This is a genomic window from Agrobacterium sp. 22-3639C2, assembly GCF_053522105.1.
Genome location: NZ_JBNWDB010000007.1, coordinates 145,887 through 162,895, shown reverse-complemented (window position 1 = coordinate 162,895; position 17,009 = coordinate 145,887). Strand labels below are relative to the sequence as shown.

13 protein-coding genes are annotated in these 17,009 nt (G+C 59.4%); 8 read left to right on the top strand and 5 right to left on the bottom strand.

The window, feature by feature from the left end; genetic code table 11:
• Positions 1-20 precede the first annotated feature (20 nt).
• From cydC to ACQZ6D_RS25770, 4 genes are all read right to left on the bottom strand, one after another.
• On the bottom strand, positions 21-1,712 hold the full coding sequence (gene cydC, locus ACQZ6D_RS25785; protein ID WP_111802029.1) for a thiol reductant ABC exporter subunit CydC: 1,692 nt from the start codon (positions 1,710-1,712) through the stop codon (positions 21-23).
• Positions 1,709-3,493, bottom strand: a complete 1,785-nt coding sequence (cydD, locus tag ACQZ6D_RS25780; protein ID WP_111802030.1) for a thiol reductant ABC exporter subunit CydD — start codon at positions 3,491-3,493, stop codon at positions 1,709-1,711. The genes cydC and cydD overlap by 4 nt, the downstream gene beginning before the upstream one ends.
• Positions 3,494-3,510: 17 nt before the next feature.
• The gene (locus tag ACQZ6D_RS25775; protein WP_111802072.1) at positions 3,511-4,086 is read right to left on the bottom strand and encodes a GbsR/MarR family transcriptional regulator; all 576 of its coding nucleotides are present in this window, start codon (positions 4,084-4,086) and stop codon (positions 3,511-3,513) included.
• Between the two features lie 290 nt (positions 4,087-4,376).
• Positions 4,377-5,408 carry an L-idonate 5-dehydrogenase gene (locus ACQZ6D_RS25770; RefSeq protein ID WP_004431840.1) on the bottom strand — a complete coding sequence of 344 codons (1,032 nt, stop codon included), beginning with the start codon at positions 5,406-5,408 and terminating at the stop codon, positions 4,377-4,379.
• Between the two features lie 220 nt (positions 5,409-5,628).
• On the opposite strand from ACQZ6D_RS25770, the gene ACQZ6D_RS25765 reads away from it, so the two are divergent.
• The 3 genes from ACQZ6D_RS25765 to ACQZ6D_RS25755 all read left to right on the top strand — a co-directional run bounded on the left by ACQZ6D_RS25765 (position 5,629) and on the right by ACQZ6D_RS25755 (position 8,477).
• Positions 5,629-6,384 (top strand): SDR family oxidoreductase, encoded by a 756-nt coding sequence (locus ACQZ6D_RS25765; RefSeq protein ID WP_025595224.1) that lies wholly within the window; start codon positions 5,629-5,631, stop codon positions 6,382-6,384.
• Positions 6,385-6,427: 43 nt separating this feature from the next.
• Complete coding sequence (locus tag ACQZ6D_RS25760; protein WP_013762078.1) at positions 6,428-7,321, top strand: NAD(P)-dependent oxidoreductase; 894 nt, start codon at positions 6,428-6,430, stop codon at positions 7,319-7,321.
• A gap of 172 nt (positions 7,322-7,493) precedes the next feature.
• A complete protein-coding gene (locus ACQZ6D_RS25755) occupies positions 7,494-8,477 on the top strand; it encodes an aldose 1-epimerase (RefSeq protein WP_013762077.1) in 984 nt (327 codons plus the stop codon).
• A gap of 20 nt (positions 8,478-8,497) precedes the next feature.
• Here ACQZ6D_RS25755 and ACQZ6D_RS25750 read toward each other — a convergent pair whose 3' ends face one another.
• Positions 8,498-8,959, bottom strand: coding sequence for an Lrp/AsnC family transcriptional regulator (locus tag ACQZ6D_RS25750; RefSeq protein WP_003498392.1), 462 nt, complete (start codon positions 8,957-8,959; stop codon positions 8,498-8,500).
• 168 nt (positions 8,960-9,127) lie between these two features.
• Here ACQZ6D_RS25750 and ACQZ6D_RS25745 point away from each other — a divergent pair, with 168 nt between their 5' ends.
• From ACQZ6D_RS25745 to glgC, 5 genes are all read left to right on the top strand, one after another.
• The gene (locus tag ACQZ6D_RS25745; protein WP_065663244.1) at positions 9,128-9,841 is read left to right on the top strand and encodes an aspartate/glutamate racemase family protein; all 714 of its coding nucleotides are present in this window, start codon (positions 9,128-9,130) and stop codon (positions 9,839-9,841) included.
• Positions 9,842-10,612: a class II glutamine amidotransferase gene (locus tag ACQZ6D_RS25740; protein WP_111802031.1), complete on the top strand. Its 771-nt coding sequence runs from the start codon at positions 9,842-9,844 to the stop codon at positions 10,610-10,612. It abuts the gene before it with no gap.
• Between the two features lie 442 nt (positions 10,613-11,054).
• Positions 11,055-13,517, top strand: coding sequence for a glycogen/starch/alpha-glucan phosphorylase (locus tag ACQZ6D_RS25735; RefSeq protein WP_004431815.1), 2,463 nt, complete (start codon positions 11,055-11,057; stop codon positions 13,515-13,517).
• Positions 13,517-15,724, top strand: a complete 2,208-nt coding sequence (gene glgB / locus ACQZ6D_RS25730) for a 1,4-alpha-glucan branching protein GlgB (protein WP_019566535.1) — start codon at positions 13,517-13,519, stop codon at positions 15,722-15,724. The genes ACQZ6D_RS25735 and glgB overlap by 1 nt, the downstream gene beginning before the upstream one ends.
• A 22-nt stretch (positions 15,725-15,746) precedes the next feature.
• A complete protein-coding gene (gene glgC, locus ACQZ6D_RS25725) occupies positions 15,747-17,009 on the top strand; it encodes a glucose-1-phosphate adenylyltransferase (protein WP_004431809.1) in 1,263 nt (420 codons plus the stop codon).

Genomic DNA, 17,009 nt, shown 5'->3' with positions numbered 1-17,009 from the left:
GCCGGCCCTGAAAAAATCACTCAGTCCGGACGCAATGTTTGCAGCATTACGTCGTATTCCGGGGTGCCGCTTTGACATTGATCAAGTTGGCGCCCCTCTCTCAGCACGATGATGCGATCGGCAAATTCCGCCTCACGGCGATTGTGGGTTATCATCACGACAGTCTTGCCTTCCGCCCTTGCAAACAACCGGCCGAGCACGTCACGGGCGGTTTCGCCGTCCAGCCCTTCCGTCACCTCGTCTAGAAGCCAGAGTGGTTTGTCGCGTAGAAGGAAACGGGCAAGGGCGAGCCGTCGTGACTGACCGCCGGAGAGACCCTGCCCCGCCTCGCCAAGTCTCGTATCCAGCCCTGCGGCGAGGGTTTTGACATGCTCGCCAAGGCCTGCCGATTGCAGTGCATCCCACAGTTCACGCTCGGTCGCGGCAGGTTTTGCCAGCCTCAGATTATCAGCGATGCTGTCTCGGAAAAGCTGACTTCTCTGCGTCATGAGCGAGCAAGGCAAAGCGCTGACCCTGCCCGCCGCCGGTTGCACTTCACCAGCCAGAAACTGGATGAGGCTGGTCTTGCCCGCACCGCTCGGGCCGATAATCGCAATCGTCTCTCCGGCGGCGATTGCAAGGTTGATATTCGTCAGGACAGGATTTTCGTTCCCATCCCGCTCCAGCCGCACACCATCAAGCTCAGCCACCAGGCCCATGGCAGGCACGCGTGGACAGTTGGCGGCTGCTTCAGCGGAAAGACGCGGCGCAATGCGTCTTGCCGAAAAAAGCGTGCGCCCGAGTTCCATTGCACCACGGCGCAGCGCCGTGAAGGGCTCCAGCGCGGCGAAACAGACAAGCAGGCCGAGGGCGGCAGTCGGCGCGGTCACAACGTCCTGCTCCGCAAGCCAGGCCATGCCGAGGAGAGCCGCACTCAAAAGAACCGCCGCTGAGATGCCGAATGAAAAACCGGCATTGGTTTCGATCCGGTTCAAGCGGTCATCGCAAGCGAGCAGATAATTGTCGGCCCGTTCGATCGCCGCAACCTGCGCGGAGAGACGGGCAGTCGTGAGCAATTCCACCTGCCCGTTGACCAAGTCCGCCGTGCGGGCACGAAGCGCTTCAAGCCCGATTGCCCGGCGACGCGCAAATTTTTCCGCCGTCAACGCCGAGCGCACTGAAATGCCAAGACCCGCCGCAATGAGGAAGAGGGCCGCCAGAACGCCCGCAAGCGGATTGAGGAGGGCAAGACCGATGCCTGTTGCGATTGCGGCGAGGATTGCGACGGCGGCGGGTACCAGCACGCGCAGATAAAGCGAATCCAGCGCGTCGATATCCGCAGTCAGCCGGTTCAGCAGGCGGGCGGGCCTCGCCTCCAGATGTTTCGCCGCCTGCGGTGCGGCAAAGCCACGAAACAGCTTTTCGCGAAGCGCTGCAAGCACGGACAGCGTCGCCTCATGGGTGGTCATGCGTTCGCCATAACGGGCAGCGGTGCGTGACAACGCCAGCAGACGGATGGCCGCCGATGGCGCAAAGACGTCGAAAGCATAGGCCGTCGCAGGGACCAGACCGGCAATCGCGGTCGCAGTAATGAACCAGCCGGAAACGCCGAGAAGGCCTATACCCGCCAGCACCGTGGTTGCTGCCAGAACCGCGCCAACGAGCAGCATGCCGCGACGTGCCGACCAGAACAGGGAAATGACAGGTTTCAATATGGCAAAACGCGCGATCATGACTGCCCCCTCGAATGGATCGTCGTCATATTCACGACCCTGTCCATGCGCGCGGCGAGCACAGGATCATGGGTTGCGACGATCAATGTCCTGCCTTTTGCGAGTTGCAGCAGGTTTTCGGTGACAAGCGCAGCCGTCTCCCGGTCAAGATGCGCTGTCGGTTCATCGACCAGCACAAGCTGCGTCGCCGGATCGGCGAAAGCACGCGCAATGGCGAGGCGCACCGCCTCCCCGCCCGAAATACCGTAGCCGCCGTCTCCTATAGGCAGATGCCGGCGTGCTTTCGACAATGCATCCAGCCCGGTGCAGCGCAGCGTCTCATCGACCATGCCTTCGCTGACACCGGCGCGGCCAAAGCGAATATTCGCCTTCAGGGAACCGGCAAAAAAGAACGGCTTCTGGCTGACCCAGCCGATTGTCTTGCGCAGTCCATCGGCCGTCGCATGACCAAGCGTTACGCCCCCGATCCCTATTGTACCGCCGTCAGCCTCGGCCAAGCCGGCAATCAAGGAGAGTACAGTGGATTTACCACAGCCGGAAGGCCCAAGAATCGCAACTGTCTCGCCTGACTGGACCGTAAGATTTAGATTCCGAATGACAGGCGGAGCATTCGGATAGGCGAAGGAGAGATTAGCCAACTCCACCAGACCGGGCGTTGGAAAAGGGGCCATTGCGACCTCCTTACCCTCACCCACGATGGCTTTGCCAGCCCGCGTCAATGTGTCGAGCGCGCCCAGCGCCGCCTCGCCGGCTGCGCGGTCGTGCCAGACGGCGGACAACTCCCGCAGCGGTTCGAAAAAGGCAGGCGCCAGAAGCAGGATGAACAGCCCCTCGGCAAGTGTCAGCTTCTCGCCCCACGCGCCGAAATCGAGAAAACCGAGCAGATGGAAACCGATATAAACGGCTGTCATGGCAACGCCGAGGGCAGCGAAAAGCTCCAGCACCGCCGAGGACAGAAAGGCGATCCGCAGGACAGCCATCGTCCGCTTCTTGAGGTTCTCTGCGTCCGTCCGCAGGCGTCCAGCGGTCAGATCAACGGCTTCCAGTGCGCGGATCGTTTCCAGGCCGCGCAGGCGATCGAGCAGGAAAGCATTCATGTTGCCGGTCTCGGCCAGCTGCTTTTCACTGGCAGCCTTCGCCTGCCAGCCGATCAGCGCCATGAAAAGCGGGATAGTGGGCATGGAAAGCAGCAGAACAAGCGCCGCAATCCAGGTAAATGGCAGGATTGCCAGCACGAAAACCAAGGGGACAATGGTAGCTTTCATCCGCGCAGGCTGGAACCTGGAGAGATAAGGTACCAGCGCTTCGGCTGCCTCCGCGATGACGCTTGCCGCCTCGCCGGAGGCCGTGCGCGCCAGATCAAGCGGCGACACCTCCGCAACGGCATGAAGCGCTTGCAGCCGCCGCCGCGAAAGGGCGGCACGCGCGGCGCGAAACGACAGTCTCGCGGCAACTTTTTCCAGCCATGCCTTGATGAGACCGAGAACGAGAACAGCCACGGCCGCCGGCAGGATTGCCGTCATCGGCGCACCGTCGGCAATGTTTCCGACCGAAAATGCAAGCAAACCCGCCTGGGGCAACCAGAGCAGAGCCGGCAGGACATGCAGCAGGGCGACCGATCTTCCTACCGCGGGTGCCTTCGCGAGTTCCGCCGTACCGACACCCTTGTCATTGGCGGATTTACCGAAGAAGCGCCGCCGTGCCTTGTCGGGAGAGACCGCCGCTGGAACTGGACAGTCTGCATCATCGCCATTGGCGGATTGCCGGATTTCTGCGGACATGCTCACGGACGATCTCCTCACCTGTCCTTCTTGGTACGGGGTCTGGCAAGAGAGACGATCTTGTCCTTGGCCTCCAGAAGCTTCGTGACCTTCGAGCCGAGTGCCAGAAGCGAAGCCAACCGCTCCGTCTCCAGCTTCTTCACATCGTCATACCAGCCGGTGAGCTGCTCGATCAGCGTTTTCATCTCATCGATGCGCTTCTGCGCATGCCGCTCCTCTTCGTTTTCCGGCTTCTCCATCAGGATTTCACGAAGCACGCTGAGTGTCGGGTCGATCTCGCGCTTCTTGCGCTCTTCGGCAAGGGTGCGCAGAATTTGCCACACATCCTCCGGCGTCGTGAAAAAATCGCGCCGGTCGCCGGGGAAATGCTTGAGAATTGCAAGGTTCCACGCCTGAAGCTCCTTCAGGCTCATCGACACATTGGAACGGGAAATGCCAAGCGCCTCGACAATGTCGTCGGCGCAGAGCGGCTGCGGTGAAATGTAAAGCAATGCATAGACTTGGCCGACCGTGCGGTTGATGCCCCAGCGGCTGCCCATCTCGCCGAAATGCAGCACGAAGGACTGAACGAGCGGAGAAAGATTGGTGGGCATTTCTTTGCTTCCTGTATTTTCAGTAATTTCTGAAATTTCGATAAAGCAAAAAATGGCAAGCGGCAAATCACCTTTTTGACCTGCGTCAATATGTGCAAATCAGAAGAGGCCGCGTCTGCCGGGGATCAGGGCTGCGCCCTTTGGCACACTTTCCCGGCCCGCGACGCACGAAATGATATCGATAACATCAAAGACGTCATGTTGTAGATGGAAGCGCGCGCGTGAAAAATCGGCGGGGATTAATCCACCGCCGATCAAGACGTCGACAAACCGGCGTGCGCAACAGGCGCTTACGAAAAAGCGATCTGCACCTTCATGGCGCGGCTGCGGTCGGAGGCAAATTCGAAGGCCGAGATGGCGTCATCGAGGTCCACCGTCTGGGTGATGAACGGCTTGACGTCGATCAGGCCTTTGCGCATCAGTTCGACGCCCGTCGCGAATTCCTCGTGGAACCGGAAAGAGCCGCGCAGATCGAGTTCCTTGGCAGTAATCGCCATCATCGGCAGGCTCATATCGCCACCAAGGCCAAGCTGGACGATGATGCCGCGCGGACGCAACGCCGTAATCCCGCCCGCCAGTGCAACGGCGGCACCGGAGCATTCATAGAGAACGTCGAAGGTTCCCTTGTTCGCGCCGTACGCCGCCAGCGCATCAGGCTCATCCTTGCTGTTTATGACGCGGTCCGCGCCCGCTTCCCGCGCCTTGGCAAGCGTGAAGTCCGAAAGATCGGTCGCGACGATTTCAGCGGCACCGGCACGGCGGGCAGACAGGATGGAGAGAATGCCGATGGGGCCGCAGCCGGTGACGAGCACGCGTTTTCCGAGCAAATCGCCGGCGCGGCGGGTGGCATGCAGCGTTACCGCCAGCGGTTCCGCCATAGCTGCCTCACCGGCACTCAAACCGTCGGCCGGAACGCATTGCAGGGCATCCGCGATGAGAACCTCGCGGAAAGCGCCCTGAATATGCGGAAACGGCATGGCGCTGCCATAAAAGCGCATGTTGAGGCACTGATTGTGCAGGCCTTCCTGGCAAAAGCGGCAGGTCCTGCACGGACGGGACGGCGAAACCGCGACCAGACCGCCAACCTTCAGCCCCTCGACGCCCTCGCCCAGCTCCTCAACAATGGCGGAGACCTCATGTCCCAGCACCATTGGTTCGCGAAGCCGTACCGCGCCGAAACCGCCGTGATTGTAATAGTGAAGATCGCTGCCGCAAATCCCGCCCCGAGCCAGACGAAGACGCACTTCTCCTGCCCCCGGCGCCTCCTCCGGCCGCTCCTCGATGCGCACATCCTTTGCCCCGTGGGCGACAATCGCTCTCATAAATATCTCCCGTTCGATATCGCGCCTTAAACGGCGCAACAAAATAATCCCTATCCCAATCATTGCCGCCGGCCGCGTCTCCGCCGCCCTGCAGCCTCCCCGCGCGCATGTTGCGTACCGGAAACAGGCGTTTAAGCCTTGACATCCACGTCTGAAAGGGATGAATGTTATCGATAACATAAACCGGCATGAAAGCAATGTCGAGAGACTGGAGGAAACAGTGGGCCTTAATTTGTTCGATCTTTCCGGCCGCCGCGCCCTGATCACCGGCTCGTCGCAGGGCATCGGTTTTGCGCTGGCGCAGGGCCTGGTGGAGGCGGGAGCCGAAGTGGTGCTGAACGGCCGCGACGAGGCAAAGCTGAAAGCAGCCGCCGCAGGAATCAAGGGTGCCAAGACGCTCGCCTTCGATGCCACCGATCATGATGCGGTGCGCAAGGCCATCGACGGTTTCGAGGCGGAAGTCGGCCCCATCGATATTCTGGTCAACAATGCCGGCATGCAGCACCGCACACCGCTGGAGGATTTTCCGGCGGACGCCTTCGAGCGCCTGTTGCAGACAAACATCGCCTCGGTGTTCCACGCAGGGCAAGCCGTCGCGCGTCATATGATCAGCCGTGGACGTGGCAAGATCATCAACATCGCCAGCGTCCAGACCGCTCTTGCCCGCCCCGGTATCGCGCCGTACACCGCCACCAAGGGCGCCGTCGGCAATCTGACGAAGGGCATGGCGACGGACTGGGCGAAATATGGCCTGCAGTGCAACGCCATTGCGCCGGGCTATTTCGACACGCCGCTCAACGCGGCCCTGGTGGCAGACGAGACGTTTTCAGCATGGCTTGAAAAACGCACGCCCGCCGGCCGCTGGGGCAAGGTCGAAGAGCTTGTCGGCGCCTGCATTTTCCTGTCGTCCGATGCCTCGTCTTTCGTGAACGGACATATTCTTTACGTCGACGGCGGCATTACCGCCTCGCTTTGAAGAAGCCGTAACCACGACGCTTTGGGAGGAGACCGTGAGCACCATGACCGAGAAGAACAAAATCGCCCTCATTGGCGCTGGCGCGATGGGCGGCGCGATCGGTACGCGGCTGATCGAGACCGGCAATCACCTGACGGTTTTCGATCTGGACGCGGAAAAGGTGGCGGCTTTGACCAGCCTTGGTGCGCATAGCGCCGAGACGGCGGCGCAAGCGGCTTCGCTCTCCGATGTCGTGATCCTCAGCCTCAATTCGCCGAAAATCGTCCGCGCCGCCGTTTTCGGCAAAGATGGCGTGGCGGCGGGGGCCAGGCCCGGCACGCTGATCATCGACATGTCCTCCATCGATCCGGAAGCGACAAAAGAACTGGCGGCGGATGCGGCTGAAAAGGGGCTGCGCTGGGTGGACAGCCCGCTTTCCGGCGGCGCGCCGAAGGCACTCGTCGGGCAACTGACCCTGATGGCCGGCGGCACCGAAAAGGATGTGGCCGATGCCCATCGCGTGCTGCGGCACGTGGCCAGCAACTACACCCATATGGGTCCAAGCGGCGCAGGCCAGACGACGAAGCTCATCAATCAGGTTCTTTGCGGGCTGAACTTCCTTGCCGTAGCGGAAGCAACGCAGCTTGCGCTGGATGCCGGCGTCGATGCCGCCAAAATTCCGCAGGCGCTGAAAGGCGGCCGCGCCGACAGCGCAATCCTTCAGGAATATATGCCACGTTACGTGGCGAAGGATTACCGCCGCACTGGCCGCATCGACAATATGGTCAAGGACCTGAACGGCGCGCAGGATCTGGCTCGACGCACCAACACGGCCATGCCGCTGACGGCGGTTTGCGCCGAGGTGCACCGCATGCTGACAGCGGCGGGACTTGGCGGCGAGGATCAGGCCGCCCTAATGGAATTTTTCACCGGCGCGAAACGCACCTTCACGGAATGATTTGCGCCGTGGCCAGGGCAATAAAACCTTAGAGGCCGAGCTGACGCGAGGTCATTAAGGTGTGCCACCGTCATGGCCATTGCGAAATGTCTCCGCAGCGAAGATGATCGGGCGAATCGGCGGCGCAATCGGCCCGACGGCCGCAGACGCTTGCATGAAGGACAATTTCCCGATGACCACTTCCGCAACAGGCACGGGGATTGCCAGCCTGACCGTTTCCGGAAACGGCTTCAGCGCCGAGATCGCTTATGAGGGCGCGACCCTTCTGAGCTGGCGGCCACGACTTGCCGATGGCAATGCAAAAAACCTTGTCGACGGCTATTCGTCGCTTCAGGAATTGCAGTCGCAGAACGGCGTGAGAAACGGCATTCTCGCCCCCTTCACCAATCGCATTCCTCAGGGCCAATTTAAATTTGGCGGGGAGATGCACCGTATCGAGCCGGTGCTTGCCCACGAGGACCTCGTCTTCCACGGATTTGCCCGTGCCCTGCCCTTCGCCCTCGACCGATCTTTCGAGGAAAACGACGCGCACATTATCGTCTTTCGTGCCGAGATATTGCCGGCCGAATTCAAGGGCTATCCCTACCATCTCGCCATCGAGGTGGAATACCGGTTTGCCGGCCATGCGGTTACCATCGATATACGCGGCATCAATGGCGACGACCGGCCTTTGCCCTTTGCGGCCGGCTGGCATCCCTATTTCCGTCTGCCCGGCATATCCTCCATCGACGATCTCCTTCTCACCCTACCGTCGCGAACAGCGATCGAAACGGACGAGAATTTGATACCACTCACCGACAGTGAGACGGGCATTCTCAAACGGGACGATGCAGCGTTTCTTTCTGCCGCGCCGCTCGCAGGCCATGTGCTGGATGTCTGCTTTACCGATCTGATCCCATCCGCAAACGGGCTTTACGAGACTAGGATCGAAAACCGGAACGATGGTTCGAGCCTGACCGTTTGGCAGGAGCGCGGCCACATGCATGTCTTTACCGGCGATACGCTTGCCCGCGACAGGCGAAAATCCATCGCGCTCGAACCTGTGGAAACACCGACAAACGCTTTCAACCAGCCGCAACTTGAAGCGGACATCACCCTTCAACCGGGCGAGACCCGAAGTTTCCGCTTTGGTTTCCGTTTTGAAGCCGAGCGCTGAAAAAAGACCAAATATTGCGATCAGATATGCGTCGTCGGGAGTGAAGACGACAGCTTCACCGTCTCCATGGAGATATAGGCGGACATGTCGTAAAGCTCGACCCGCCGGAGGATCTGTTTGTAGATGGTGTCGTAATATTCGACATTTGGAAGCACGAGTTTCAGAATATAATCGAAATTGCCGGTCAGCCGGTGCACCTCGACGATCTCCGGTATGGTGCTGACGGCGGCATGGAACCGGTCCAGCCAGTCCTCCGCATGCAGGCCGGTTCTCACGAGCAGGAAAACCGTGGTCGGCAGGTTGATTTTCCGCCGGTCGAGCAGCGCCATCGTGCCGGTCACATATCCTTCCGCACGCAGACGCGTGATACGGCGGGAACAGGCGGAAAGCGATAACGACACCTCATCCGCGATATCGGCGAGAGGTGTTTCTGCATTCTCCTGGAGAATCGCAAGGATTCGGCGGTCACGGTCGTCAATCATTGTTTCAGAATGCACCGGTTAACGTAGTGACGCAAGAAATTTGCGAGCTGAGCATAATGCACGCCCAGAATTTGCAATCTGCCTTCTAAATCCCTGAAAAAACGCATGCCGTTTTCATCGCGGCAATGGCATTCTTGTCATCAATCAAACTTTTATAAGGGAACGCCTATGAAACGGATCGGTCTGATCGGCGGCATGAGCTGGGAATCCACCGCAACCTATTATCGCATGATCAACGAGGCCGTTCGTGACAGCCGCGGTGGGCTCGTATCGGCCGATATCGTCATGCATTCGCTCGATTTTTCCGAGGTTGTCGCCCTTCAGAAGGCTGACCGCTGGGATGAGGCCGGCGCGCTTTTGGGCGCTGCGGGTGCGCGTCTTGCCAATGCGGGTGCCGATTGTGTGCTGATCTGCACCAACACCATGCACCTCGTTGCGGAAACCGTTGAAAAAATGTCGGGCGTCACTCTCATCGACATCATTGATGAAACTGCCACCGCATTGAAGGCGGATGGACGCCGCAAGCCGCTTCTGCTCGCCACGCGCTACACGATGGAACATGGCTTCTACACCGACCGCATGCGCCGCCACGGCGTCGATGTGGTCGTGCCCGATGCGGATGACAGGGCCGCCATCCACGACATCATTTTTGGCGAATTGTGCCAGGGCGAGATCAAGTCGTGCTCGCGCGAGCGCTACATGTCGGTCATCGAGAAAGCGCGTGCGCTCGGCGTCGATTCCGTCATTCTCGGCTGCACCGAAATTTCCCTGCTGATCGATCCCGATGCCCTGCCTTTGCCGGGCTACGATTCGACCGCCATTCACGCCCAGGCCGCTGTCGGCTTCGCGCTCGGAAACAAGGCCCTGAACAGAGCTGCATGAATGTGCCGCCTTTTTGCCTATTCCGGTAAACCGGTCTGGCTCGACAGTCTTCTGATCGAGCCGGAAGCGTCGCTGGTCAGCCAGTCCATGGCCGCAAGGGAAGCTAAAACCGTCGTCAATGGCGACGGTTGCGGTCTTGGCTGGTATGGCGAGCGCGGAACGCCCGGCGTTTTTCGCGACACCAGACCCGCCTGGTCCGACGCCAATCTGGCCGCCCTTTGCCACCAGCTTCGCTCGGGCATGTTCATGGCCCACGTCCGCTCCGCCACATCAGGCGAAGTATCCCGTGCCAATTGCCACCCCTTTGCGCATGGTCAATATCTCTTCATGCATAACGGCCAGATCGGCGGCTACGAGCAGATCAGGCGCGACATTGATTCCCTCATACCCGATGATATTTATTCCGCCCGGCGCGGCACCGGCGACAGCGAAGCCATCTTCCTGATTGCCGCCGGCCACGACCTTGATGCGGACCCAGTTCGGGCCATTTCCACCGCGCTGCGCCTCTGCCTGGAAAAGATGATCGCGGCGGGTGTTTCTTCCGCGTTGCGGTTCAGCGCCGTGCTGATGGATGGCGATTGCCTGCACGCCTTCCGCTGGTCAAGCGACGACAAGCCGCCAACGCTTTACTGGCGCGGGCTTGAAGAGGGCATCGCGCTAAGCTCGGAACCCTTTTCCTTCGATTGCACCCCGTGGTGTGCGGTGCCGCCAAATACCCGGGTGACGATCCGCGCCGGCGGTATGACCACTGAACCTTTTTCCCTGCCGTAAACGTCGCATTTCATGACGACCGAGGCCATTTTTTTCAGTTTGGCCGCCACCGGTGGGCGCGGCTGCGGCAGCGTCGTGTTTATTTTCATTGAATTATCTCCGCCGCGAAGGCTAGTGTGTGATCCGATAGACCGAAACAGATTTCAGGACCGGTGAACCATTTCAGAAGTGTTGCAGCCCCTCTCCCTTTCTTGAACGATGCCCTGCATCGCAACGACCATGCAAACCCGTTCATGAATGACGGACAATGGGCAGGCAATGCCTTTGGCGATCCTCGGGACGCTGAAGAAAAAGTGTTATTTTTCATTACCCTAAGCTGTTCAAATTTCCACAAAAAATGCTGTTGCCACGCCTCCATATCGATGCATAAACTGGCATCAGTAAAGGCAAACCGGATCGACCTCATCAGACCCTCTCCTCCCACCAAGGTGCTGACCGACCAATGATCAATAATCTAAACGCCGCCGATCTTCCCCGTCCCGCCCCGCGCAGTTCCAACCCGGAAATCATGGCAGCGGAAATCATCGAGCGCCTCACCTACCGTATCGGCAAGGACGTAAAAGTTGCCAAGCCGCATGACTGGCTGACCGCGACCATTCTCGTCGTCCGTGACCGCATCATCGACAAGTGGATGGCCTCCACCCGCAAGGCCTATGCCAACAATTCCAAGCGCGTTTATTACCTGTCGCTCGAGTTTCTGATCGGTCGCCTGATGCGCGATGCGATCTCCAATATCGGGCTGATGCACGAAATCAGGGACGCGCTTTCTTCGCTCGGCGTCGATCTCGATGTCATTGCGGGACTTGAACCGGATGCGGCACTTGGCAATGGCGGCCTTGGCCGTCTCGCTGCCTGTTTCATGGAATCGATGGCAACCGTCGATATTCCCGCCTATGGCTACGGCATCCGTTATGTGCACGGCCTTTTCCGCCAGCAGATGGCGGACGGATGGCAGGTGGAATTGCCGGAGACCTGGCTCGCGCACGGCAATCCCTGGGAATTCGAACGCCGCGAAAGCTCGTATGAAATCGGCTTTGGCGGATCGGTGGAAACCATCGGTGGATATGAGGAGCCGCAGCGCTTCGTCTGGAAACCTGCCGAACGCGTCATTGCCATGGCTTACGACACGCCTGTCGTCGGCTGGCGCGGCACCCGCGTCAACACCTTGCGCCTATGGTCGGCGCAGCCTATCGATCCCATTCTGCTTGCCGCCTTCAATGCCGGCGACCACATTGGCGCGCTGCGGGAAAGCAACAAGGCCGAAAGCCTGACGCGCGTTCTCTACCCTGCCGATGCGACCCCGGCCGGCCAGGAATTGCGTTTGCGGCAGGAGTTCTTCTTCTCCTCCGCCTCCCTGCAGGACATTCTGCGCCGTCACCTGCAGCAATATCCGGATTTCACCTCGCTGCCCGACAAGGTTTCGATCCAGCTCAACGACACGCATCCGGCCATTTCCATCTGCGAAATGATGCGCCTGCTATGCGATGTCCACGGCCTTGAATTCGACGAAGCCTGGAAGATCACGCAGGGCACCTTCTCCTACACCAACCACACGCTTTTGCCCGAAGCGCTGGAAAGCTGGCCCGTCCCGCTGCTCGAGCGGCTTTTGCCGAGGCACATGCAGATCGTCTATGCGATCAATGCCAATACGCTGGTCTACGCCCGCAAGGAAAAGAAGATGCCGGATCAGCAGATCCGGTCCATCTCGCTGATCGACGAAAACGGTGAGCGGCGCGTGCGCATGGGCAATCTCGCCTTCATCGGCTCGCATTCCATCAACGGTGTCTCGGCACTTCATACCGAACTGATGAAGGAAACGGTCTTTGCCGACCTGCACAGCCTTTATCCCGAGCGCATCAACAACAAGACCAACGGCATCACCCCGCGCCGCTGGCTGATGCAGTGCAACCCCGGCCTGACCGGATTGATCCGGGAAGCGATCGGCGACGATTTCCTCGACGATGCGGAAAAGCTGACAGCGCTCGACCGCTTCGCCGACGATGCAGGTTTCCGCGAAAAATTTGCCGAAGTGAAGCGTCTGAACAAGGTGCGGCTTGCCAATACGGTGGCGCAACGCATGGGCATCCGTGTCGATCCCTCGGCCATGTTCGACATCCAGATCAAGCGCATCCATGAATATAAGCGCCAGCTTCTGAACCTTATCGAAACGGTGGCGCTTTACGACCAGATCCGTTCTCACCCGGAACTGGATTGGGTACCGCGCGTTAAGTTCTTCGCAGGCAAGGCAGCGCCGAGTTATCACAACGCGAAGCTGATCATAAAACTTGCCAACGATATTGCCCGGGTCATCAACAACGATCCGGCCGTGCGCGGGCTTCTGAAAGTGGTGTTTATTCCGAACTACAACGTCTCGCTTGCGGAAATCATGGTTCCGGCCGCCGATCTGTCCGAACAGATCTCGACGGCTGGCATGGAAGCCTCGGGCACCGGCAACATGAAGTTTGCGCTGAACGGCGCGCTCACCATCGGTACGCTGGATGGTGCGAACGTCGAAATGCTCGAACATGTCGGCGAGGATAACATCGTCATCTTCGGCATGACGGCGGAAGAGGTGTCGAAAGCGCGCGCCGAGGGCCACAACCCCCGCGCGATTATTGAACAGTCGGTGGAACTGTCGCAGGCGCTGTCATCTATCGCCTCTGGCGTATTCTCACCCGACGACCGCTCCCGCTTCGCCGGGCTGATCGACGGCATTTACAACAGCGACTGGTTCATGGTCGCGGCCGACTTCGACGCCTACGCCGAAGCGCAGCGCAAGGTGGATGCGATCTGGAGCGATCCGGAAAGCTGGTATGCGAAAACAGTCCGTAACACGGCGCGTATGGGCTGGTTCTCGTCCGACAGGACGATCCGGCAGTACGCCGCCGATATCTGGAGAGCCTGATGAAAAAACCGCTCAATTCGGCCGAAGAGAAAAAGACTGGCGAAATCACGAAGGCTGAAATCGAGGCGATCAAGAGCGGTTTGCATTCCAACCCCTTTGCACTTCTCGGCGTTCACGAAACGCCGGGAGGTTTTTCTGCACGGTGTTTCATTCCGGGGGCTGAAGAAGTATCTGTCCTCACACTGGACGGATCTTTCGTCGGCGAACTGAAGCAGCTCGATCCGGAGGGTTTCTTCGAAGGCCCGGTCGATCTCACCTCGCGTCAGCCGGTGCGTTATCGCGCCTGTCGCGACGATGCGGAATGGGCAGTGACCGACCCCTACAGCTTTGGTCCGGTTCTTGGACCGATGGACGATTATTTCGTCCGCGAGGGATCGCATCTGCGACTGTTCGACAAGATGGGCGCTCATCCGCTCAAGCTTGAAGGGGTCGAAGGTTTCCACTTCGCCGTCTGGGCTCCCAATGCGCGGCGCGTCTCCGTCGTCGGCGATTTCAACAATTGGGATGGTCGACGGCATGTGATGCGCTTCCGCAAGGATACCGGCATCTGGGAAATTTTCGCACCTGACGTCTATGCCGGCTGCGCCTATAAATTCGAGATTCTCGGCGCAAACGGCGAGCTTCTGCCGCTGAAGGCCGACCCCTATGCACGGCGTGGTGAACTGCGGCCGAAGAACGCCTCCGTCACCGCACCAGAACTGGCGCAGAAATGGGAAGATCAGGCCCACCGGGAACATTGGGCGCAAGTGGACCAGCGCCGGCAGCCGATCAGCATTTACGAGGTGCACGCCGGTTCCTGGCGGCGTCGCGAGGACGGCACCTTCCTCAGCTGGGATGAAATGGCCACCCAGCTCATTCCCTATTGCACGGATATGGGCTTCACCCATATCGAGTTTCTGCCGATCACCGAACATCCCTACGATCCGTCCTGGGGTTACCAGACGACCGGGCTTTATGCCCCGACCGCCCGTTTCGGCGATCCGGAAGGTTTCGCCCGCTTCGTCAACGGCGCCCACAAGGTCGGCATCGGCGTGATCCTCGACTGGGTTCCTGCGCATTTTCCAACCGACGAGCACGGCCTGGGCCTGTTTGACGGGACAGCGCTTTACGAACATGCCGACCCGCGTCAGGGTTTTCATCCCGACTGGAACACGGCCATCTACAATTTCGGGCGTATCGAGGTATTGTCCTACCTCGTCAACAACGCTCTTTATTGGGCCGAAAAATTCCATCTCGATGGATTGCGCGTCGATGCCGTCGCCTCGATGCTCTATCTCGATTATTCCCGCAAGGAAGGCGAGTGGATCCCCAACGAATATGGCGGGCGCGAGAACCTGGAATCCGTCCGCTTCCTGCAGAAGATGAACTCGCTCGTCTACGGCACCCATCCGGGCGTCATGACCATTGCTGAAGAATCCACCTCCTGGCCGAAAGTGTCGCAGCCGGTTCACGAGGGCGGCCTCGGTTTCGGCTTCAAATGGAATATGGGTTTCATGCACGACACGCTGAGCTATTTCTCGCGTGAGCCGGTGCACCGCAAGTTCCACCATCAGGAACTGACATTCGGGCTGCTTTATGCCTTCACCGAAAATTTCGTGCTGCCGCTTTCCCATGACGAAGTAGTGCACGGCAAGGGATCGTTGATCGCCAAGATGTCGGGCGACGACTGGCAGAAATTTGCCAATCTCCGGTCCTATTACGGCTTCATGTGGGGTTATCCCGGCAAGAAGCTGCTGTTCATGGGGCAGGAGTTCGCCCAGTGGAGCGAATGGAGCGAAAAGGGATCGCTCGACTGGAACCTTCGCCAATATCCGATGCATGAGGGTATGCGCCGCCTCGTGCGCGATCTCAACCTCACCTACCGTTCGAAAGCCGCTCTGCACGCCCGTGACTGCGAACCCGAAGGTTTCCAGTGGCTGGTGGTCGATGATCACGAAAACTCGGTCTTCGCCTGGCTGCGCTCGGCGCCCGGCGAAAAACCGGTTGCGGTTATCTGCAATCTGACCCCGGTCTACCGGGAAAACTATTATGTGCCGCTTCCTGTTGCGGGGCGGTGGCGGGAGATTCTCAACACCGATGCCGAAATTTATGGCGGCAGCGGCAAGGGAAATGGCGGACGCGTTCAGGCGGTCAATGCCGGTGGGGAAATCGGGGCGATGCTCGTCCTGCCGCCCTTGGCAACGATCATGCTCGAACCGGAAAACTGACAGACAGAACGGGAGGACAACCATGTCGGAAAAAAGAGTTCAGCCCCTGGCGCGTGATGCAATGGCCTATGTTCTCGCGGGCGGTAGAGGAAGCCGTTTGAAGGAATTGACAGACCGCCGGGCAAAACCAGCGGTTTATTTTGGCGGTAAGGCCCGCATTATCGATTTTGCACTTTCGAACGCGCTGAATTCCGGCATTCGCCGCATTGGCGTAGCCACGCAATACAAGGCTCACTCCCTCATCCGCCACCTGCAACGCGGCTGGGACTTCTTCCGTCCAGAGCGTAACGAAAGCTTCGACATTCTGCCGGCCTCGCAGCGCGTGTCCGAAACGCAATGGTACGAAGGCACCGCCGACGCCGTTTACCAGAACATCGACATTATCGAGCCCTATGCGCCCGAATATATGGTCATTCTGGCCGGCGACCATATTTACAAGATGGACTACGAATACATGCTGCAACAGCATGTCGATTCCGGCGCGGATGTAACGATCGGTTGCCTTGAAGTGCCACGCAAGGAAGCGTCGGGCTTCGGCGTGATGCATGTGAACGAAAAAGACGAGATCATCGACTTCATCGAAAAGCCGGCCGATCCGCCCGGCATTCCCGGCAACGAGAATTTCGCGCTTGCCTCGATGGGGATCTACGTCTTCCACACGAAATTCCTGATGGAAGCGCTGCGTCGCGATGCCGCCGACCCCACCTCCAGCCGCGACTTCGGCAAGGACATCATTCCCTACATTGTCCAGCACGGCAAAGCCGTCGCGCACCGTTTTGCGGACTCCTGCGTGCGTTCGGATTTCGAGCACGGACCGTACTGGCGCGATGTCGGAACCATCGATGCCTATTGGCAGGCCAATATCGACCTGACGGATGTGGTGCCTGACCTCGATATCTATGACAAGTCCTGGCCGATCTGGACCTATGCGGAAATCACTCCGCCGGCGAAATTCGTGCATGACGATGAGGACCGCCGCGGTTCTGCCGTGTCGTCGGTCGTGTCAGGCGATTGCATCATTTCCGGCGCCGCCCTCAACCGTAGCCTTCTGTTCACAGGCGTGCGCGCCAATTCATACTCCCGCCTTGAGAATGCCGTAGTACTGCCGAGTGTAAAGATCGGGCGCCACGCCCAGCTCAGCAACGTCGTCATCGACCATGGAGTGGTCATTCCGGAAGGACTGATTGTAGGAGAAGACCCTGAACTGGATGCCAAACGTTTCCGGCGCACGGAAAACGGCATTTGCCTTATCACCCAATCGATGATCGACAAGCTGGACCTGTAG

Bases quoted from the DNA above. Each gene is read 5' to 3' on its own strand.
- cydC (WP_111802029.1), bottom strand. From the start codon at position 1,712: ATGATCGCGCGTTTTGCCATATTGAAACCTGTCATTTCCCTGTTCTGG.
- cydD (WP_111802030.1), bottom strand. From the start codon at position 3,493: ATGTCCGCAGAAATCCGGCAATCCGCCAATGGCGATGATGCAGACTGT.
- ACQZ6D_RS25775 (WP_111802072.1), bottom strand. From the start codon at position 4,086: ATGCCCACCAATCTTTCTCCGCTCGTTCAGTCCTTCGTGCTGCATTTC.
- ACQZ6D_RS25770 (WP_004431840.1), bottom strand. From the start codon at position 5,408: ATGAGAGCGATTGTCGCCCACGGGGCAAAGGATGTGCGCATCGAGGAG.
- ACQZ6D_RS25760 (WP_013762078.1), top strand. From the start codon at position 6,428: ATGACCGAGAAGAACAAAATCGCCCTCATTGGCGCTGGCGCGATGGGC.
- ACQZ6D_RS25755 (WP_013762077.1), top strand. From the start codon at position 7,494: ATGACCACTTCCGCAACAGGCACGGGGATTGCCAGCCTGACCGTTTCC.
- ACQZ6D_RS25750 (WP_003498392.1), bottom strand. From the start codon at position 8,959: ATGATTGACGACCGTGACCGCCGAATCCTTGCGATTCTCCAGGAGAAT.
- ACQZ6D_RS25745 (WP_065663244.1), top strand. From the start codon at position 9,128: ATGAAACGGATCGGTCTGATCGGCGGCATGAGCTGGGAATCCACCGCA.
- ACQZ6D_RS25740 (WP_111802031.1), top strand. From the start codon at position 9,842: ATGTGCCGCCTTTTTGCCTATTCCGGTAAACCGGTCTGGCTCGACAGT.
- ACQZ6D_RS25735 (WP_004431815.1), top strand. From the start codon at position 11,055: ATGATCAATAATCTAAACGCCGCCGATCTTCCCCGTCCCGCCCCGCGC.
- glgB (WP_019566535.1), top strand. From the start codon at position 13,517: ATGAAAAAACCGCTCAATTCGGCCGAAGAGAAAAAGACTGGCGAAATC.
- glgC (WP_004431809.1), top strand. From the start codon at position 15,747: ATGTCGGAAAAAAGAGTTCAGCCCCTGGCGCGTGATGCAATGGCCTAT.